This window comes from Xaviernesmea oryzae, from assembly GCF_900109605.1.
Taxonomy (GTDB): Bacteria; Pseudomonadota; Alphaproteobacteria; order Rhizobiales; family Rhizobiaceae; genus Xaviernesmea; species Xaviernesmea oryzae.
In genome coordinates, this window is sequence record NZ_FOAM01000018.1 from 87,963 (window position 1) to 106,677 (window position 18,715).

The window sequence follows — 18,715 nt, forward strand, 5'->3', positions numbered from 1 at the left end:
GGAACACGACACAAACGATTTTTGGGTTTGGCGGCCCCCTCATCCGCCTGCCGGCACCTTCTCCCCCATGGGGAGAAGAGACCGAGGCGAGAACGCAGCGCCACACTCGAGCGTTGGTAAAAAAAGGATATATCCGGCTTCGTGGCGCCGGATGTAGCATAGAACGGCGCCGCGATGTCTCTTCTCCCCATCGGGGAGAAGGTGGCCCGAAGGGTCGGATGAGGGGGGTGCCAAGCCCTCAACGCCCTGCGCCTTGTATTGTATTTCCTGTTTTCGGTCCGACCCTCTCCAAACGAAAACGACCCGCCGAAACCTTTGTCTCGGCGGGTCGTTCTGCGTGCGTCAATCCTTACTGCTTGATCGGCGCATAGGCGCCGTTGCTCCAGCGGTTGATGTCGTAGCTGGCATTCTTCAGGTCGCCCTTCTCGTCGAAGGTGACGGAGCCGACGACGGTGTCGACCGGCTTGCCGTCCTTCAGCGCTGCGGCCACCTTGCTCGGATCGTCGGAGCCGGCGCGCTCGATGCCCTGGGCAAAAGCCTGGATGACGGCATAGGAGAACAGGGTGAAGCCTTCGGGCTGGAACCCCTTGGCCTTGATCTTGTCGACAGCCTGCTTGGCTTCCGGCTTGCCCTGCGGATCGGACGGGAAGACGAACATCGTGCCTTCGCCGGCCGGGCCTGCCACCTGCCAGAACTCCGGCGAGGCGATGGAATCGGGCATGATCAGCTGGAACTTCAGGCTCTGCTCGAACGACTGGCGCAGGATCAGGCCGGCCTCGGGATGATAGCCGCCGAAATAGACGACATCGATCTTGGCGTCCTTCAGCTTGGTGACCAGCGCATTGTAGTCCTTCTCGCCGGCATTGATGCCTTCATAGACCACTTCCTTGAGGCCATTGGCATTCATGGTCGAGCGCACGGCGTCGGCGATGCCCTTGCCATAGGCGGTCTTGTCATGCAGCACGGCAACATTCTTGCCGGCATATTGCTTGGCGATCCAAGGGCCGATGAAAGCGCCCTGGGCGTCGTCGCGGGTGTAAAGGCGCATGATGTTGGCCCAGCCCTTGGCCGCCGCATCATCCGTCAGCGCCGGGTTTGACGAGGCCGGGGTCATCATCAGCGTGCCGTTTTCGGCATAGACAGCCGAGGCAGGGATGCTAGACCCCGAGCAGGCATGGCCGTCGACGAACTGGATGCCGCTGGCGGCAATGCGGTTGGCGACGGAGACCGCCTGCTTCGGGTCGCACTGGTCGTCCTCGAACTGCAGCGCGATCTTGCGGCCGAGAATGCCGCCCTTTTCGTTGATCGCATCGGCGGCGGCCTGCGCGCCCTGCTTGAACTGATCGCCGATGGTGGCAAGCGGGCCAGTGAGCGGCCCGGCCACGGCAAAGCGGATGTCCTCCGCCTGGGCGACGCCCGCCATCAGGAGGCCGATGGCCGCCGCTGTCAAAAATGTCCTCATCTCGTGCTTCCTCATCTGATGCGCGCCGGCGCCGGGTGACGAACACCTCTTGACCTGACCGCGCGCTCCCATCCACGCCTCGCCCGCAAGCCTGTCCGCCGGTCTTTGCCTGGCGGGCGGGCTGATCTCACCGCATATCACATGTACGACAAGGGTCTGACGGGCGATGCCTGTTCACATGCCATGCCAGCAACGCTCTGCAAAGAGGCCGCCGCGCCATTTGCAGCCTGGCGCCCCTCTCTCGGTCACATCTATGGGCGGGAGGCGCTGGCGCAGCTGACCGAGAATGATAGTCGGTCTGATGCTTCAGACTCCCTGTTTTTGCATCGGAATTTTTCCGGGAACCGGTCCCAACTTTCCAGTCCGGTGCTCTAATCGGCATAAGCGCCGAACAAGTCCTGCGACACGGAAATCCGGTCCACATGCGCCTTGCCACGCTCGCCCAGCGCCAGGATCACGTCCTGGATCAAGAGGGTCAGCGCGAAATGAATGCCGACGGGCATGCCGAGGAAATAATAGGATTCGCTCGGGAAGATCAGCGCCTTCTCCCCCGACCTGCCGAGCCAGGGACACTGCTCGTCGCAGAAGACCACGACCTCCGCCCCCTGCCCCCGCGCCGCCTCGGCAAGCCGCGGGCCGTTTGCGCCGTAGCGGAAGGTATCGATGATGATGAGAAGCTTGGAACGGGCGCTCGACGCGAAAAATTCGCCATAGACGCCATCCGACCCATCGAGAATGACGACATCGTTGCGCAGATAGCGCAGCCGCATGCCGAAACCGCTCGCCAGATAGTGCATGGTCTGAAGACCAATGGCGAAGACCATGTCGCTCTCGGCGACCAACCGGACCACCTCGCGCCACAGCGCCGTCTTACGATGGTCCAGCGCCTTGTCGATGCCCTGCAGCGCCACGTTGTGATCGCTCGACAGGTCGCGCGCGGCGACCGACTGGCTGAAATCCTCGTAGCGATTGTCGATCCTGCTGGCGCCGCCGAAGAGATCGGCGCGGGCGCGGCTGCGCACTTCGAACGAACTTTCATACCCCAGCTTCTTGAAGAAGCGGCTGACCGTCATGGGACTGACGTCAAGCGTCTTGGCGATCTCGGCGCTGGATTCGATGGCTGCGGCCTCGGGTCGGGTCAGCAGATAGGCTGCGATTCGCTGCTCCAGCTTGGTCAGCGCCCCTCCCGCCGAGGCAATGGCCGTCGCAAGGTCCGTCATGAAAGGCGCCTCCCATCTCGTATCTTGTCATGCATCTGCCCCTCCCCCGCGCGCTGCATGGCCGAATGTTACGATGATATCAATTGTTATGCATCAGATATCGTTCCAGAAAAACAGGAAATTCGTGCCCGTTTGCGCACGCACTGCGGCTAGCTGTTACAAGACAATCTTCTTTGTTGACGCGACGCGCAAGATCAATTTTACTCAGCGCGAAAACATAAGAAAGCTAAGGGAACAACGATGCGTCATTGCCAGACAGAGGCCTGCATAGGCTGAGGCGAACATGGACCATCCACTGCCGTCAAATCACCAGCCTGCCGAGATCCTACGTTCTCAGGGCGCGGATGCTTGGCGCAGGGGATACAGCCTTTGACTGCCGTGAAAACTGGCCGGGCCTTCGACGCAGCCCTTGGCACATCCACGTCTGATATCTAACCGTCATAAAAATAGAACCTAAGGGGAATGACCATGACCATTCAGATCACCAAAACCTTCTCCCTGCTTCTTGCCGGCGCCGCCCTGGCAAGCCTCGTCGCCGTCCAGCCGGTTCTCGCGGCCTCTCCGCCGGATACGTTGGTCGAGGGTTTTGCTTTCGACGACATCATCTCCGTCGATCCGGGCGAAGCCTTTGAGCTGTCGACCGCCGAAATCACCGGCAATTGCTACAGCATGCTGGTGCGCCTCAACCCCGACAAGACCTCGGAGGTCGTCAACGAGCTGGCCGAAAGCTGGTCGGTTTCGGATGACAAGCTAACCTATACGTTCAAGCTGAAGCCGGGCCTCAAATTCGCGTCGGGCAATCCGATCACGGCCGAGGACGTCGCCTTCTCGATGGAGCGCGCGGTCAAGCTCGACAAGTCCCCGGCCTTTCTTCTGACCCAGTTCGGCCTGACGGGCGACAACGTCACGGAAAAGGCCAAGGCCGTCGATCCCACGACGTTCACGCTCACGGTGGACAAGCCTTACGCACCGAGCTTCGTGCTGAACGTTCTGACTGCCACCGTCGCCGCCGTGGTCGACAAGAAGCTGGTCATGTCCAAGGCCAAGCCGGTCACACCGACCGACAAGTACAAGTACGACACCGATTTCGGCAACGACTTCCTGAAGACCGGCTATGCCGGCTCCGGCCCTTACAAGGTTGTCGCCTGGAAGGCCAACGAGGCCGTGGTTCTGGAAGCCAATCCGAACTATTTCGGCGAAAAGCCGAAGCTCAAGCGCGTCATCTATCGCTACATGAAGGAAAGCGCGAGCCAGCGCCTGGCGCTGGAAAAGGGCGATATCGACGTTGCCCGCAATCTCGAGCCCGGCGACATGGAATCCGTGTCGAAGAAGGAAGGGCTGAAGGTAACCTCCGCGCCGAAGGGCACGGTCTATTTCATCAGCCTCAATCAGAAGAATGCCGATCTCGCCAAGCCGGAAGTGCGCGAAGCGTTCAAGTATCTGGTCGACTATGACGCCATCGGCGAGACGCTGATCAAGGGTGTCGGCACCATTCACCAGACGTTCCTGCCGACTGGGCAGCTGGGCGCCATTGAGGACAAGCCCTATAAGCTCGACGTTGCCAAGGCCAAGGAGCTGCTGGCCAAGGCCGGCTTCAAGGATGGCCTCAGCGTCACCTTCGACGTGCGCAACATCCAGCCGGTCACCGGCATTGCCGAAAGCTTCCAGCAGACGGCGGCACAGGCCGGCGTGAAGGTCGAAATCATCCCCGGCGATGGCAAGCAGACGCTGACCAAGTTCCGCGCCCGCAAGCATGATCTCTATATCGGCCAGTGGGGCTCGGACTATTTCGATCCGAACTCCAATGCCGAAACCTTCACCTCCAACACCGACAATTCCGACGACAGCAAGAACAAGACGCTCGCCTGGCGCAACGCCTGGGACGTTCCGGAGCTGACCAAGGAAACCCAGTCGGCCTTGCTGGAGCCGGATTCGGCCAAGCGCGCGGCGATCTATGAAGACCTGCAGAAGAAGGTTCTGGCCGACAGCCCCTTCGTCATCATCTACCAGCAGGTCGAAGTCGCCGGCTATTCGGACAAGGTGAAGAACTTCAAGCTGGGGCCGAGCTTCGACACCAACTTCGTCTACACGGTGTCCAAGGACTGATCCGGGAAAGCCGAGCCGATGTCCATGACCGTGACGGCCTCAACTGCCGGGCGCAGACGCGCCCGGTCGACGAAGATCCTGTTTGATGTCGGCCGCTTCCTCGTGGTCCTCATCACCACCTATCTCGGTCTTCTGGCCGTTACTTTCTTCATCGGTCGCGTCATTCCGATCGATCCCGTGCTCGCCATCCTCGGCGACCGCGCGCCAGCCTCGGCCATTGCGCGGGTGCGCGCCGAAATGGGGCTCGACCTGCCGATCTGGCAGCAGTTCCTGATCTATATCCGCCAGATCCTCTCGGGCGATTTCGGCACCTCGGTACTGACGACCAATCCGGTTCTGACCGACATTGCCCGCGTCTTCCCCGCCACCCTGGAGCTTGCCACCTTCGGCACGCTGATCGGCACAATCGTCGGCATTCCGCTTGGGGTGCTGGCCGCCGTCAAGCGCGACACGCTGATAGACCAGGCCGTCCGGCTCATCGGGCTCATCGGCTATTCCATCCCGATCTTCTGGCTGGCGCTGCTGTGCCTGCTGCTGTTCTACGGCAAGCTCGACTGGGTCGCTTTTCCCGGCCGGATCGACATCGCTTATGAATACACCTTCACGCCGATCACGCAGCTCTTCCTGCTCGACGCGATCCTGCAACGAGAGTGGGACGTGGCGTGGGACGTGTTCCGCCATATCGTGCTGCCTGGCTGCCTGCTCGGCTATGTCTCGCTGGCCTATATCAGCCGGATGACCCGCTCGTTCATGCTGACCGAGCTGGGCCAGGAATATGTGGTGGCTGCGCGCGCCAAAGGCCTTTCGGAGCGCAGGATCATCTGGGCCCATGTGCTGCGCAACGCCGCTGTGCCGCTCGTTACCGTGATCGCGCTCTCCTATGCCGGCCTGCTGGAGGGCTCGGTACTGACGGAAACCGTGTTTTCTTGGCCGGGCGTTGGTCTGTACATCACCAATTCGCTGCAGAGCGCCGACATGAATGCGGTGCTCGGCGGCACGCTGGTGATCGGCTCGGCCTTTATCGCGCTCAATCTCCTGTCCGATCTGCTCTATCGCACACTCGATCCGAGGACCCGCGCCCGATGACGACAGGATTTGAAACGGCGCCAGTGAGCCGCCGCGACTGGCTGCTTTCGGATCGTCCCACTTCGCGCATGCAGGCGCGGCTCGGCCGGGCCTACATGATCTGGCTGCGCTTTTCGGCCAACAGGCTGGCGCTTGCCGGCCTAGGCCTGATCCTGGCGTTGATCTTGGTGGCGATCTTCGCCGATGTGCTCGCGCCGTTCGATCCCGTGCAGGGCGATCTGCGCAATGCGCGGCTTCTGCCGCCCGGTACCGGCAGCTATCTGCTCGGCACGGACGATCAGGGCCGCGACATTCTCTCGCGCCTGATTCACGGATCGCGCCTGACGCTTGCCGTCGTCGGTCTCGTCGCCGTGATCGCCGCCCCGCTCGGCCTGCTGGTCGGCACGGTCGCCGGCTATGCCGGCGGCTGGGTCGATGCGGTGCTGATGCGCATCACCGACATCTTCCTCGCCTTTCCCAAACTCGTGCTGGCGCTGGCCTTCGTCGCCGCGCTCGGTCCGGGCATCGAAAACGCCATTCTCGCCATCGCCATCACCTCCTGGCCGCCTTATGCGCGCATGGCCCGGGCCGAGACGCTGGGCGTGCGTCATTCCGATTATATCGCGGCCGTGCGGCTGATGGGCGCCTCGCCCTTCCGCATCGTGCTGCGCCATGTCATGCCCATGTGCCTGTCCTCGCTGATCGTGCGGGTGACGCTGGATATGGCCGGCATCATTCTCACGGCCGCAGGCCTCGGCTTTCTCGGCCTCGGCGCGCAGCCGCCTTCGCCGGAATGGGGCGCCATGATCGCCTCCGGCCGCCGCTTCATTCTCGATCAATGGTGGGTGGCCACCATGCCCGGCATCGCCATCCTGCTCGTGAGCCTCGGCTTCAACCTTTTGGGCGACGGCCTGCGCGACGCGCTCGACCCGAGGGAGGCCGGCCGATGAGCGCGCTCTTGACTGTCGACAATCTCAAGGTTCAATACCCGACCCGCAGCGGCCTGATCGAGGCCGTGCGCGGCGTGTCCTTCACGCTCGGGCGCGAGCGGCTCGGCATTGTCGGCGAGTCCGGCTCGGGCAAGTCGCAGACCGGCCGGGCGATCATGGGCCTGACTACCCCGCAGGCGATCGTCACCGCCGACCGTCTCGACTTCCAGGGCATGGACCTGTTGAAAGCCAGCCCGCGCGAACGGCGGGCGCTGCGCGGCAAACGCATCGCCATGGTGCTGCAGGACCCGAAATATTCGCTGAACCCGGTGATGACCATCGGCCGGCAGATCGTGGAAACCCTCCGCACGCATGAATCGGTTTCCAAGGCCGAGGCCCGCCGACGCGCGCTCGCCATGCTGGAAGCGGTGCAGATCCGCGATCCCGAACGCGTCTTCGGCCTTTATCCGCATGAGGTTTCCGGCGGCATGGGCCAGCGGGCGATGATTGCGATGATGCTGATCTGCGATCCGGAAATGCTGATTGCCGACGAGCCGACCTCGGCGCTCGATGTTACCGTGCAGCTCGAAGTGCTCGGCATTCTCGATCGGCTGGTGGCCACGCGCGGCATGGGGCTGATCTTCGTCTCGCATGATCTTCGGCTGGTCTCCTCGTTCTGCGACCGCGTGCTTGTCATGTATGCCGGCAAGGTGGTGGAAGAATTGCGCGCCAGCGAGCTTTCTCAGGCTCGCCATCCCTATACGCGCGGTCTGCTCGATTGCGTGCCCAAGATCGGCGAGAGCCGCCATCCCCTGCCGGTGCTCGACCGCAAGCCGGAGTGGGCCGCATGACCGCCGTGCTCGATATCAGCCACCTACACGTCTTCTTCGACGTTTATCACGCGCTCGACGATGTCACCCTCTCGGTCGGCCGCAGCGAGTCCTTCGGCCTCGTGGGCGAATCCGGCTCGGGTAAATCCACCTTGCTGCGCGCGGTCGCAGGCCTCGCGCCTGTTTCCAGCGGTGACATCACCTGCGACGGCGAGGCGATCACCGGTGCGCATCGCTCACGCGCCTTTTTCCGCAAGGTGCAGATGGTGTTTCAGGATCCGTATGGATCGCTGCATCCACGTCAGACCGTGGACCGCCAGCTCCTGGAGCCGCTCGCCGTGCATGGGATCGGCGATGCCGAGCCGCGCATCCGGCGCGCGCTGGATGAAGTCGGCCTCGGCCCGTCCTTCCGCTTTCGCTATCCGCATCAGATGTCCGGCGGCCAGCGCCAGCGTGTGGCCATAGCCCGCGCGCTGATCCTGGAGCCGAAGATCCTGCTGCTCGACGAGCCGACCTCGGCGCTGGATGCATCGGTGCAGGCCGAAGTGCTCAACCTTCTGGAGCAGGTGCGCCGCGACCATGGCCTCACCTTCGTGATGGTCAGCCATGATCTCGGCGTCGTCACACATCTTTGCGAGCGGCTGGCCGTCATGCAGCATGGCCGGGTGGTGGAAACGCTCACGGCCGCCGATCTTGCGAGCAGCCGGGTGCGGGATGACTATACGCGACACCTGATGACTGCCAGCCGGGGCTTCAGCCGCTGATGGCGAGCTCCAGCTTCTCCCATCCGCTACCGCGTCTCGCCATCGCCTGATTGCGGAACCCTCTGCCTGTCCTGCGCATTTGCGGGAGCCGACAGGAGGGACGCAGCGGGTGGACGAGACGTTGACGGGCAAGACTGCAGCCGAAATCCCGCGCACGCCCGACGGTCGCTACATGGTCGTGCGTGGCCGCCTGTGGCGCCTCGCTAATCCGCATCTGGCCGAAGGTGAGCGCCAGAGCTTGGTGCGACAGCTCATGGCGGGCCGGCGTGCGGTGAAGGATGCGGTTGACGCCGATCAGCGCGTCAAAGCCCGGCAGCAGGTGAATGACACGAAAATCGCGCTGGGCGAGCGTGGACCTGTCTGGTGGAGCGACGGCACGCCCGACTACAACAGGCGGTTTGCCAAAAATACGCCTTACGCAGATTGGTTTGCGCAGTGGCAGGAGAGTGCGAGGCGCTGAGCATCGGCTCGGCCCGTTTGGGGCCCGCTTGTCATCGCTCAAAAGCCCGTTTTTGATAGGTCCCACAGTCCTGCCTTTGCCGGTGAGCAACAGGCCTCCTGCTTCCAAACCGCGCTCCGCCGGCTCAATTGTCCGCGTCGAGCTTCTGCTCGACCTTGTCACGACTATTGCCGACGGCGCGAACAGCGTCTTTCACCGCGCCTTTCGACACCCCTTCCTTTGCCGCCTCGTAGCGTACCTCATGATCCTGTCCGCCTGCCACACGGGCGCGGTCCTGCGCTCTGCCTCTTTTGGTCGTCGACATCATCCTGGCTCCATTTCACTTGCGTCAAAAACCAACCGGCGAAACGCCTGGAAGGTTCCATGGCACAGGCCGGCGGCGGCGTGTTGGATCGCGTTGCGTTTGCTGCCGGCTTTTGGCGGGGAGACGTATGCCGAGAACAAGCGGTGGCGATCCGGGCCAAAACGCGGCAAATTAATCTACTTATTTTATAGAAAAAGAATAACCAGTCTTTCTCCCAAGCGTTCGGCTGTCTAGCCTGTCCATGTCTGCCGCTTCCGCCATGACAGGACCGATTGATGACCGACGATATCGATGACGCCAGGAAACGATGCAACGCACACCTCGCCGGCGCGGGCCACTGTTGCTGCCGCGCAAGGCCAAGAGGCCAGCGGCCGTCCTGAGGCGCCGCATCCTGGTCATTGTCCCCGTCATCAGCCGCTCCGCCGGCACAGACCGGCCCGTATCGAGCCATAGAGAACAGGCGAATTTTCAGATGTTGACCTCTTCCTCCCTTTTTTCCGGCACGCGGCGGCGCCTCCTTGCGGCGCTCTTCGCCACAAGTCTATCCGCTTTCGCAGGCCTGCCTGCCGCCGATCTTGCCCATGCAGAAACGCGCCAGGGCGGTGACATCGTCTTCCTGATCGACTCGCTGGGCGACACCTGGATCCCGAACAATAGCGCGATCTCCAGCTTCCAGGGCCATATCTGGGGCCATGTGACCGACAAGCTCGTCTATGTCGATGCCGAGGGCAAGGTGAGCCCGTGGATCGCGGAGCGCTGGGAACAAAACCCGACGGCAACCGAATTTACCCTACATTTGAAGAGCGGCGTCACCTTCTCCGATGGCACGCCCGTCGATGCCGCCGCCGTCGTCGCCAATCTCGATATCTGGTATGCGGGCCGCAAGGCCGAGGGCATCAATCCGATCGGACTTTTCCCGAAGACCTATGATCATGCCGAGGCGCTCGATCCGGTAACGGTGAAAGTCACCTTCAAGAAGCCGACGCTCGGCTTCATCCCGACGCTCGGCTATCATGGCTCGATCCTGATCTCGCCCAAGACGCTGGTCCAGCCGGCAAGCACGCAGGCCGATCTCGGCAAGACCGCCGGCAGCGGGCCTTTCGTTGTCGCCTCCTGGAAGGAGGGCGATTATGTCAAGCTGGTCAAGCGCAAGGACTACAACTGGGGCCCGCCTGCCGTGGGCCAGACCGGGCCCGCCAACCTCGACAGCATCACCTACAAGCTGGTTTCGGAGCAATCGCTGCGGGTGGCCGCCGTGCAGTCTGGCCAGGCCGATGTCGCATACAACCCGTCACCCCAAGAGCTGAAATCGCTGAAGGAAGAGGGCTTCACCGTCGCGACGCCGCGCTATCTCGGCTTCGTCGATGGCCTCGCGCTCAACACCAAGGTGGCGCCCTATGACGACATCAAGGTGCGCCAGGCGCTGCAGGCCGGCATCAACCGGCAGGAGATCATCGACACGGTCTATACCCCGGACTGGAAGCTGGCGACCTCCTTCATCCAGAGCAACGTGCCCGGCGCGACCGATCACAGCGCGCTTCTGGCCTATGATCCCGCCAAGGCGGAAAAGCTTTTGGACGAGGCCGGCTGGGTCAAGGGCGCCGATGGCGTGCGGGTCAAGGACGGCAAGCCGCTCTCTCTGACGCTGCATGCCAACCCCTATCTCGCCACGGCCAAGGCGATCGACGAACTGCTGGCACAGCAGCTCGGTAAGCTCGGCTGGAAGGTCGATATCCGCGCCTATGACGTCGTCACCTTCGGCGAGAAGGTGCGCTATGGCAGCCCGACCGTGCCGGCCTATGAGGTCTCCCGCAGCTTCATCGATGCGGGCACGGTCGCGGGCATCCTCACCAATGCCAATAATGGCGAAAACTGGTTCGCGCTCGATGAGCGCGACACCAAGCTGAACACGCTGCGCGACCAGATCGCCGGCGCCGGCTCGGTGGAGGCGCGCGCGCCGCTTCTCGATGAGCTGCAGGCCTACCTGCTGTCGCAAGCCTATTTCGTGCCGCGCACGCAGATGGTCCAGCGCATCTATGTGCAGTCGCCGTCGCTGAAGGGCGAGACCTATAATGGCCTCGCTCTCGCCAGCTACTACACCGCCAGCAAGGTCGATTGAGACGCCGCCGAAGCCCCGGCCCGCCGCACGGGCGCGGGCCGCCCCTCTCCGCCGTCCCTTTGAAGGAGGTGTCCGTCATGCGACATGCCTATCTGAGCTTTGCCGGCAAGCGCCTGGCCCAGGCGGCCGTGGTGATCCTGCTAGCCTATGTCTTCACCTTCATCGTCGTCAGCATCCTGCCGGGCGATCCGGTGACGAATGTGCTGCGCAATCCGCAGAACGGCTTCAGCGAGGAGGAGATTCAGTCGATCATCGCCGCCCAAGGGCTGGACCGGCCGGTGCTGGTGCAGCTCTGGTCGTCGCTATCAAGCTTTCTGACCGGCGATCTCGGCCTCTCCCTGCGCTCCAGCCGGCCGGTGACCACGATGATCGCCGAGGTTCTGCCCTCGACGCTGACGCTTGCGACGTCGGCGCTGACCGTCGCACTGACACTGGCCGTGCTGATCGCCTATGGCACGCAATTTTTGCCGAAGCGCTGGGGACAGGGCCTGCTACGCGGCTTTCCCTCGCTATTCCTCTCGGTGCCGAGCTTCGTCATCGGCCTGGTGCTGATCCATGTTTTCGGCTTCAAGCTCGGCCTCTTCAGGGTGATCGAGCCTGACAGCGCCTGGGCAACCTTCTTTGCCGCCGTTGCGCTCGGCATTCCGGTTTCCGCCCGGATCGCCGAAGTGCTGATCGCCAATCTCGACCAGGAAGCCCGGCAGGAATATGCCGCGGTTGCGCGCAGCCGGGGCCTTGGCCAAGCCGCGCTGTTTTTCCGCCATCTGGTCAAGCCTTCGCTGCTGCCCGTCGTCACCGTCGTCGCCCTCTCCTTCGGCGAATTGCTGGGCGACTCGCTGATTACCGAAGCGGTATTCGGGCGCAATGGCGTCGGCAGCCTGGTGCAGCGCTCGGTCGCCACGCAGGATCTGCCGGTGCTCCAAGCCGTCGTATCGCTGGCAGCGGCCGTCTTCGTTCTCGTCAATCTGCTGGCCGATCTCGTCTATCCCCTGCTCGATCCGCGCGTGACGCTGATCGGCCCCGCCAGGCAAAGCCCCACCAAAGCCGTCGAGACCGCGGCACCGGGAGCCGCCGCATGACCTATGTTCTCTCTGCCACCCAGACATCGTCCAGGCTCGGCGCGGTCATCCGCATCCCGCCCGGCGTCATCCTCGCCTTCGCCATCATCGCCCTGGTGATCGGCTGGTCGATCGCGCCCGGGCTGTTCACCGGTTTCGATCCTGCGGTCGGCGTGCCGGCGCAAAAGCTTCTCGGGCCCAGCCTCGATCATTGGTTCGGCACCGATCACCTAGGCCGCGACCTCTACGCCCGCGTCGTCCATGGCACGGCCTCTTCGGTCAGCAGCGCCTTCATCGCCGTGGCCATCGGCCTCTTCGCCGGCGGGCTGATCGGCCTCGCAGCCGGGTTCCTCGGCGGCTGGACGGATATCGTCCTGGCGCGGCTGGTCGATATCCTCCTGGCGATCCCGCGCTTTTTGCTGGCGGTCATCATCGTCACCGCGCTCGGCTTCCACACGCTGAACGCCGCGGTGGCCACCGGTATCTGGGAGGTGGCGGTGTTTGCCCGGGTCATGCGCGCGGAAGTGATCAAGACGCGGCAAGCCACCTTCGTCGAGGCGGCCTTCCTGGCAGGCGGCTCGCGCTGGCACATTCTCCTGCGCCATGTGTTGCCCAATGCCTCGCGCTCGGTCCTGCCGCTCGCCGTGCTGCATTTCGGCCTGTCGATCCTCGTCATCGCTGGTCTCGCCTTTCTTGGCTATGGCGATCCGCCACCCGCCTCCGACTGGGGCCTGCTGATCGCAACCGGCAAGAATTACCTGAAATGGCCCTGGCTGGTTTACGCGCCTGCCCTCGTCACGATCGCGACCGTCCTCTCTGTGAACAGGATAAGCCGATGGCTCCGCAAGACAGACTGATCCCCGCCTTTTCGCGTGCGCCGTCCTCGCCGCTTCAGGGATATCAAACCGCACGCCCGCCTCTTTTGGATGTCGCGGATCTCTGCGTTGCCTATGGTCGCAGGGAGGTGGTTTCGAACGCCGGCTTCAGGCTGGAGCGCGGCCGCAGCCTTGCCCTGATCGGCGAGTCCGGCTCCGGCAAATCGACCATCGCCCGCGCAATCCTTCGCCTGCTGCCGGCCGAAGCACGTGCGAGCGGCCATGTGGCTTTCGAGGGACAAGAGGTTCTGTCCCTGCCCGAACGCCGCTTCCGGCCTCTGCGCGGACGCGCCATCGGCTTCGTGCCGCAGGATCCAGGCCATGCCCTGAACCCGGTGCGCACCATTGGCGCGCAAGCACTGGAAGCCGCAGCACGTCTGGACAGCGGGGTGCATGACAAGGCCGCGCGCAAGGCCCATGTGCTCGATATCTTCGCGCAGGTCGGGCTCGATCAGCCGCAGCGCGTCTTTGACAGCTATCCGCACCAGCTTTCCGGCGGCATGCTTCAGCGCGTACTGATCGGCTTGGCCGTGCTGCCGCGACCGGCCCTTCTGGTGGCGGACGAGCCAACCTCTGCCCTGGACGTGACCATCCAGAAACGCATTCTCGACCTGCTTTCGCGCCTGCGCGAAGATCTCGATATCGCCCTGCTGCTCATCACACATGACCTCGCCATTGCCGCCGAACGGGCGGATAGGCTGGTGGTGCTGAAGGACGGGCGGATTCAGGAAGAGGGACGCACGGCGGCCGTCTTTGCCGCGCCGGCTTCGGCCTATGCCCGCAAGCTGCAAGGCGATGTGCCGGCCCTCAACCCCGATCGCTACAGGCCCTTGAAAGACCGGGCCGCACGCCAGCGCGCGGAGACTGCAGCCGGGCACGACAAGATCATCGTCAGCGGCATGACCAAGCGCTTCCTGGTCGATGGGCGGTCGCTCACGGCAGTCGATGATGTGTCCTTCAAGGTCGCGGCCGGCACGACCCATGCGCTGGTGGGCGAATCCGGCTCCGGCAAGACCACCACGATCCGCCTGCTTCTCGGACTCGAACAGGCGGATGAGGGCGAGATCACGATTGCCGGGCACAGGCTTCGCGCCGGCGACCGGACATCGATGCGGGCAGTCTGGCGCCAGTTGCAGCTCGTCTACCAGAATCCCTTCACCTCGCTCGATCCGTCCTGGACGGTGGAGCGTCTGGTGCGAGAGCCGCTCGACCGGTTCGGGATCGGCGAGCGGGCGGAGCGCGATGAGCGCGTGCGGGCGGCGTTGGCCAGCGTCCGGCTGTCGGAGGATCTTCTGTCCCGGCGCCCCGGCGCGCTCTCGGGCGGCCAGCGGCAGCGCGTCGCGATCGCACGCGCGCTGGTGCTCAAGCCCGATGTCATCGTTCTGGACGAGCCGACTTCGGCGCTGGATGTGAGCGTTCAGGCCGAGATCGTCGAGGTGCTGCTGTCGCTGCAGGCGGAGCTGGGGCTGACCTATCTCTTCGTCTCGCACGACCTCGCTCTGGTGCGCCAGCTGGCTGAGACCGTCTCGGTCATGCGTCACGGGCGGATCATTGAGGATGGGCGGGTGGCTGAAATTTTCGACCAGCCGCGTGAGGCCTATACAAGAACCTTGCTTGCCTCAATCCCCTCCGGCGCATCGCGCAACGCGCTCCTGACGCCCCTTGAGACTGAGCCGGGTCGGGCGGCAGCGCGCGTGGAGGTGCTGGCATGACCGCGCTTGCCTCGATTCCGCCCGATCCCGCTTTCCGGCCGAAGCTGCGGATCGGTTTCAATACACGCGTCTCCTTCAATGATCAGGATGGGCCGGCACAGGGCCTGCGTGACGGCATTACGCTCTTCAAGGCGGCGGAGGATATGGGCTATCAATCGGGCTGGGCCTATCAGCGCCACTTCGATCATTACCTCTCCTCGCCGCTGCCTTTTTTCGCTGCCGCCGGCCAGCACACGCGGCGGATCACGCTCGGCTCGGCCGTCATTCCCATGCGCTATCAGGATCCGATCCTGCTTGCGGAAGCGGCGGGCACGACCGATCTCCTGATCGGCGGCCGGCTGGAGCTTGCGATTTCCACCGGCGCCAATGCCGCCTTCGACGCCGTCTTCGGCACGGTGGAAACGGATGCGCGCAGCGAGGCGCGGCGGCGCCAGCAGCGCTTTCTATCCGCGATTGCAGGCGAAACGCTGCATATTGTCGATGGCCCTGGCCAGGGTGCGCCGGTCGGCACCGCACTCCGCGTTACCCCGCATAGCCCGACGCTGCGCGCCCGGATCCGGCAGGGGGCGGCCAGTCTCGGCTCGGCCATGCAGGCCGCCGAGCTCGGCATCGGCCTGATCTGCGGCACGGTGCAGCACGATCATCAGGCCGGCGAATCCTTCGGCGCCTATCAGGCCCGGATGATCGAGGCCTATCGCGCCACCTGGCGCCGCTTGCGTGGCACTCCGCCGCCGCCCGTCGCTGTTGCCGCGTCCATCCTGCCCGCCACGACACCCGCGCTGCGTGAGACTTATGCCCATTACGATCTGGAGCGCCGCACGCAAGGCATTGCCGCCTCACGGCCCAGAGGCGCGCTGGAACCGGCCACACCGATCACCAAGCCCGAAGGAGCGCAGATTTCGCCTGTCTTCCACGGCACGCCGGAGGCCGTGACGGAAGCGGTGCTGAACGACCCCGGACTGGCGGCGGCCGACGAGCTGATCCTGTTCCTGCCGCCCGCCTTCGGGGTCTCGGACAACATCCGCCTGCTCACCACCTTCATCGAGACGGTCGCGCCGCATCTCCTTTGGACGCCGCCCGGATGACCGAAGCCGACCGCCCTGCCTCAAGCGCATAGGCTGGGCAGCGGCGAAACTTATTCTCTTACTCGCAACGAAAAGAACGACCTGCCTTTCTCTTCATTTCCCACTTTCTAGTCTCACGGATTGATCCCATCCCGGAGACGGAACAGGCACCGACAAAAGGAACGCACCCATGCCGGTCGAATTCATCAGCGCCAGCTTTGCCAATGCATCAAACGATCTTCATCCCCTCCCCGATGCGCCCGTCGATCCGCAATTTCTCGAGCGCTATGCCCGCGCGCTCGATGATTACGGCTTCAACTACACGCTGATCCCCTATTCCTCCGCCTCATTCGACCCCTTCACCCTCGGCGCGACGATCCTGTCACACACCAAGCAGATCAAGATCATCGTCGCACTGCGGCCCAATACGGTCTATCCGACGGTCGCGGCCAAATCGCTCGCTACGCTGGATCAGCTGAGCGGCGGTCGCGTGGTGGTGCATTTCATCGCCGGCGGCAGCGACGAGGAACAGGCGCGCGAAGGCGATTTCCTGACCAAGGAAGAGCGTTACGAGCGCCAAGAGGAGTATATCCGCATCCTGCGCCAAGTCTGGACATCGACAGAGCCGTTCGACTTCAACGGGAAATACTACCAGTTCAAGCAGTTCCGCAGCGCCGTGCGGCCAACCAAGGGGCTGATCCCGATTTCGCTCGGTGGTTCGTCCGACGCCGCCTACCGGATCGGCGGCAGTCTCTGCGATATTTTCGGCCTCTGGGGCGAGCCGCTTGCCGAGACGCGCCAGCAGATCGACCGGATTTATGCCGAAGCCGCTAAGGCCGGCCGTGCCGACCGGCCGCGCATCTGGGTGACGTTCCGCCCGATCGTCGCTGAGACGGACGAGCTTGCCTGGCAGAAGGCCTACAGGGTTCTCGACCAGTTGAACGAAAACCGCGAAAAAGGCCTGGCGCGCGTGCCGATCAATGCGGCACCGCCAGCCAATGTCGGATCGCAGCGCCTGCTCGAAATCGCCGCCCGCGGCGACGTGCATGACCGCGCGCTTTGGTATCCGACCGTCACCGCCACCAATGCGAGCGGCGCGACGACGGCGCTGGTCGGCTCGCCGCGCACGATCGCCGACTCCATTCTCGATTATATCGATCTCGGCGCCGATCTCATCTCCATCCGCGGCTATGACAATTACAACGATGCCGTGGATTACGGTCGGTACATCCTGCCGCTGGTGCGCGAGGGCATTCGCGCACGCGAAGAGGCCCGGAAGGCTGCCGCATGAAGCGCCTGAGCGCCGCCGCGGCCAGCCCGCTGACGCGCTCCCGCGCCCCCGCCGAACGAGCCAAATACAAAGCGGACGCTCCAGTGCACGCTTTGCATCCTGCGCCGCTGATTGAGAAGGCCCGCCCATGTCCATCGCCACACCATCCAATGCCGAAGCCGTCAGCGCGGTCGTACGCCTTCTCGCCGAGGCGGCGCCGGAGGCCGACCGAAGCGGGGCCTTTCCCTGGGCGGGAATGCGCGCCGTTCATCAAAGCGGGCTTCTGGAAAGCACGGTGGCCACGCGCTATGGCGGTGCGGGCGCGAACCTGGCGCAGACGGCCCGCCTGTTGGCCGAGCTTGGCCGGGGCGACCCCTCGGTGGCGCTGATCAGCGCGATGACGCTCTTCACGCATCTCGGCCAAGCGGTCAAAGGGCACTGGCCCGAGGCGCTCTACAAGGACCTGCTCGCACAGGCAAAGCATGGACCGCTGCTTCTCAATGCCGCGCGTGTCGAGCCCGAGCTCGGTTCGCCCGCACGCGGCGGCCTGCCGGCCACGCGGGCGCGCCGCACGACGCATGGCTGGTCGATCACCGGGCGCAAGCGCTTCGTTACCGGGGCGCATGGCCTGACGCATTTCCTCGTTTGGGCGCATACGGACGAAGTCTCGGCGCGCGTCGGCACCTTCGTCGTCGCCAATGGTCTGCCCGGTATCACCGTGATCGATACCTGGAACAGCCTCGGCATGCGGGCGAGCGGCTCGCATGATGTCGTATTCATCGATGTCGAGGTGCCGGAAGACCACGTCATCGACCTGACGCCTGCCGGGGTGGCAGAGCAGGACAATCGCGGCCACGCCGCCATCACGCTTGCGCTGACCGCGCTTTATGTCGGCGTGGCGGAAGCGGCGCAGGCTGCGTTCAATCGCTTCGTTCACGAACGGGTTCCCAGCAATCTCGGCCGACCGATTGCCCAGACCGAGCGCATCCTGGCACTGTCGGGCGAGATCGATCTTCTGATCGGCAGCGCGCGGCAGATCATCTTCGATGCGCTGGACGCGCCGGCCGCATCGGCCGAACTTTTGATCCGCGCCCGGTTGCTCGCCGGCCGGCACCTGCGCGATGCGGTGCAGAACGCCGTGCGCGGACTGGGCAACCCGGGCCTGGGCGCGGAATGCGGGCTGGAGCGCCATTTTCGCGATATCCAGGCGGTTCTGGTCCATGCGCCGCAGGAAGATACCGCCATCGCCCTGCTCGGCCGTGCCGCCTTCGACCGCTGGAAAGCGGAAGAGGCGATCGCGAGCACGCCGGCACCCTACGTCGCGTCACCCGCCCAACCACTACCGTCGCTGTCTCAAATCAGGCCCGGAGGCGACCGCACCGCGCCTACAAAGCGTGAATCCGTCGGCTGATACGCATCTGGCGACCAACGCTCTTCCTTAGCCCCGATGCGCCCAGCGCACATAATGGCACCCCCC

The 18,715-nt window shown here is 64.1% G+C and carries 16 protein-coding genes; 13 read left to right on the forward strand and 3 right to left on the reverse strand.

Going from position 1 to position 18,715, the window contains the following annotated elements; all coding sequences use genetic code 11:
- Positions 1-349: 349 nt before the first annotated feature.
- Positions 350-1,462 carry an ABC transporter substrate-binding protein gene (locus BMX61_RS19770; RefSeq protein ID WP_407703802.1) on the reverse strand — a complete coding sequence of 371 codons (1,113 nt, stop codon included), beginning with the start codon at positions 1,460-1,462 and terminating at the stop codon, positions 350-352.
- Between the two features lie 371 nt (positions 1,463-1,833).
- Positions 1,834-2,682, reverse strand: a complete 849-nt coding sequence (locus tag BMX61_RS19775; RefSeq protein ID WP_075629668.1) for a MurR/RpiR family transcriptional regulator — start codon at positions 2,680-2,682, stop codon at positions 1,834-1,836.
- Positions 2,683-3,144: 462 nt separating this feature from the next.
- On the opposite strand from BMX61_RS19775, the gene BMX61_RS19780 reads away from it, so the two are divergent.
- From BMX61_RS19780 to BMX61_RS19805, 6 genes are all read left to right on the forward strand, one after another.
- Positions 3,145-4,788: an ABC transporter substrate-binding protein gene (locus BMX61_RS19780; RefSeq protein WP_407703803.1), complete on the forward strand. Its 1,644-nt coding sequence runs from the start codon at positions 3,145-3,147 to the stop codon at positions 4,786-4,788.
- Positions 4,789-4,812: 24 nt separating this feature from the next.
- A complete protein-coding gene (locus BMX61_RS19785) occupies positions 4,813-5,874 on the forward strand; it encodes an ABC transporter permease (protein ID WP_075629908.1) in 1,062 nt (353 codons plus the stop codon).
- Entirely contained in the window at positions 5,871-6,803 is a 933-nt protein-coding gene (locus BMX61_RS19790) for an ABC transporter permease (RefSeq protein ID WP_075629669.1), read from the forward strand. The genes BMX61_RS19785 and BMX61_RS19790 overlap by 4 nt, the downstream gene beginning before the upstream one ends.
- Positions 6,800-7,633, forward strand: a complete 834-nt coding sequence (locus BMX61_RS19795; RefSeq protein WP_075629670.1) for an ABC transporter ATP-binding protein — start codon at positions 6,800-6,802, stop codon at positions 7,631-7,633. Before BMX61_RS19790 ends, BMX61_RS19795 begins: the two co-directional genes overlap by 4 nt.
- Positions 7,630-8,376: an ABC transporter ATP-binding protein gene (locus BMX61_RS19800; RefSeq protein WP_075629671.1), complete on the forward strand. Its 747-nt coding sequence runs from the start codon at positions 7,630-7,632 to the stop codon at positions 8,374-8,376. The genes BMX61_RS19795 and BMX61_RS19800 overlap by 4 nt, the downstream gene beginning before the upstream one ends.
- 109 nt (positions 8,377-8,485) lie before the next feature.
- Positions 8,486-8,836 (forward strand): hypothetical protein, encoded by a 351-nt coding sequence (locus BMX61_RS19805; RefSeq protein ID WP_324610617.1) that lies wholly within the window; start codon positions 8,486-8,488, stop codon positions 8,834-8,836.
- Positions 8,837-8,960: 124 nt separating this feature from the next.
- Here BMX61_RS19805 and BMX61_RS19810 read toward each other — a convergent pair whose 3' ends face one another.
- Positions 8,961-9,140, reverse strand: a complete 180-nt coding sequence (locus BMX61_RS19810) for a DUF3606 domain-containing protein (protein WP_075629910.1) — start codon at positions 9,138-9,140, stop codon at positions 8,961-8,963.
- A gap of 472 nt (positions 9,141-9,612) precedes the next feature.
- Between BMX61_RS19810 and BMX61_RS19815 the strand changes: the two genes are divergently transcribed.
- The 7 genes from BMX61_RS19815 to BMX61_RS19845 all read left to right on the forward strand — a co-directional run bounded on the left by BMX61_RS19815 (position 9,613) and on the right by BMX61_RS19845 (position 18,649).
- Positions 9,613-11,259: an ABC transporter substrate-binding protein gene (locus tag BMX61_RS19815; RefSeq protein WP_075629911.1), complete on the forward strand. Its 1,647-nt coding sequence runs from the start codon at positions 9,613-9,615 to the stop codon at positions 11,257-11,259.
- Between the two features lie 77 nt (positions 11,260-11,336).
- On the forward strand, positions 11,337-12,338 hold the full coding sequence (locus tag BMX61_RS19820) for an ABC transporter permease (RefSeq protein ID WP_075629672.1): 1,002 nt from the start codon (positions 11,337-11,339) through the stop codon (positions 12,336-12,338).
- Positions 12,335-13,174 carry an ABC transporter permease gene (locus tag BMX61_RS19825; protein ID WP_075629673.1) on the forward strand — a complete coding sequence of 280 codons (840 nt, stop codon included), beginning with the start codon at positions 12,335-12,337 and terminating at the stop codon, positions 13,172-13,174. Before BMX61_RS19820 ends, BMX61_RS19825 begins: the two co-directional genes overlap by 4 nt.
- A complete protein-coding gene (locus BMX61_RS19830) occupies positions 13,153-14,904 on the forward strand; it encodes an ABC transporter ATP-binding protein (protein WP_075629674.1) in 1,752 nt (583 codons plus the stop codon). Before BMX61_RS19825 ends, BMX61_RS19830 begins: the two co-directional genes overlap by 22 nt.
- Entirely contained in the window at positions 14,901-15,989 is a 1,089-nt protein-coding gene (locus BMX61_RS19835; protein WP_075629675.1) for an LLM class flavin-dependent oxidoreductase, read from the forward strand. The genes BMX61_RS19830 and BMX61_RS19835 overlap by 4 nt, the downstream gene beginning before the upstream one ends.
- A 169-nt stretch (positions 15,990-16,158) precedes the next feature.
- Positions 16,159-17,259, forward strand: coding sequence for an LLM class flavin-dependent oxidoreductase (locus BMX61_RS19840; protein WP_075629676.1), 1,101 nt, complete (start codon positions 16,159-16,161; stop codon positions 17,257-17,259).
- A gap of 127 nt (positions 17,260-17,386) precedes the next feature.
- The gene (locus BMX61_RS19845; RefSeq protein WP_075629677.1) at positions 17,387-18,649 is read left to right on the forward strand and encodes an acyl-CoA dehydrogenase family protein; all 1,263 of its coding nucleotides are present in this window, start codon (positions 17,387-17,389) and stop codon (positions 18,647-18,649) included.
- Positions 18,650-18,715: the final 66 nt, after the last annotated feature.

Excerpts from the sequence above, each read along its gene's own strand:
- BMX61_RS19810 (WP_075629910.1), bottom strand. The coding sequence starts at position 9,140 with ATGTCGACGACCAAAAGAGGCAGAGCGCAGGACCGCGCCCGTGTGGCA.
- BMX61_RS19815 (WP_075629911.1), top strand. The coding sequence starts at position 9,613 with ATGTTGACCTCTTCCTCCCTTTTTTCCGGCACGCGGCGGCGCCTCCTT.
- BMX61_RS19830 (WP_075629674.1), top strand. The coding sequence starts at position 13,153 with ATGGCTCCGCAAGACAGACTGATCCCCGCCTTTTCGCGTGCGCCGTCC.
- BMX61_RS19775 (WP_075629668.1), bottom strand. The coding sequence starts at position 2,682 with ATGACGGACCTTGCGACGGCCATTGCCTCGGCGGGAGGGGCGCTGACC.
- BMX61_RS19820 (WP_075629672.1), top strand. The coding sequence starts at position 11,337 with ATGCGACATGCCTATCTGAGCTTTGCCGGCAAGCGCCTGGCCCAGGCG.
- BMX61_RS19845 (WP_075629677.1), top strand. The coding sequence starts at position 17,387 with ATGTCCATCGCCACACCATCCAATGCCGAAGCCGTCAGCGCGGTCGTA.
- BMX61_RS19790 (WP_075629669.1), top strand. The coding sequence starts at position 5,871 with ATGACGACAGGATTTGAAACGGCGCCAGTGAGCCGCCGCGACTGGCTG.
- BMX61_RS19840 (WP_075629676.1), top strand. The coding sequence starts at position 16,159 with ATGCCGGTCGAATTCATCAGCGCCAGCTTTGCCAATGCATCAAACGAT.
- BMX61_RS19835 (WP_075629675.1), top strand. The coding sequence starts at position 14,901 with ATGACCGCGCTTGCCTCGATTCCGCCCGATCCCGCTTTCCGGCCGAAG.
- BMX61_RS19825 (WP_075629673.1), top strand. The coding sequence starts at position 12,335 with ATGACCTATGTTCTCTCTGCCACCCAGACATCGTCCAGGCTCGGCGCG.
- BMX61_RS19770 (WP_407703802.1), bottom strand. The coding sequence starts at position 1,462 with ATGAGGACATTTTTGACAGCGGCGGCCATCGGCCTCCTGATGGCGGGC.
- BMX61_RS19785 (WP_075629908.1), top strand. The coding sequence starts at position 4,813 with ATGACCGTGACGGCCTCAACTGCCGGGCGCAGACGCGCCCGGTCGACG.
- BMX61_RS19800 (WP_075629671.1), top strand. The coding sequence starts at position 7,630 with ATGACCGCCGTGCTCGATATCAGCCACCTACACGTCTTCTTCGACGTT.
- BMX61_RS19795 (WP_075629670.1), top strand. The coding sequence starts at position 6,800 with ATGAGCGCGCTCTTGACTGTCGACAATCTCAAGGTTCAATACCCGACC.
- BMX61_RS19780 (WP_407703803.1), top strand. The coding sequence starts at position 3,145 with ATGACCATGACCATTCAGATCACCAAAACCTTCTCCCTGCTTCTTGCC.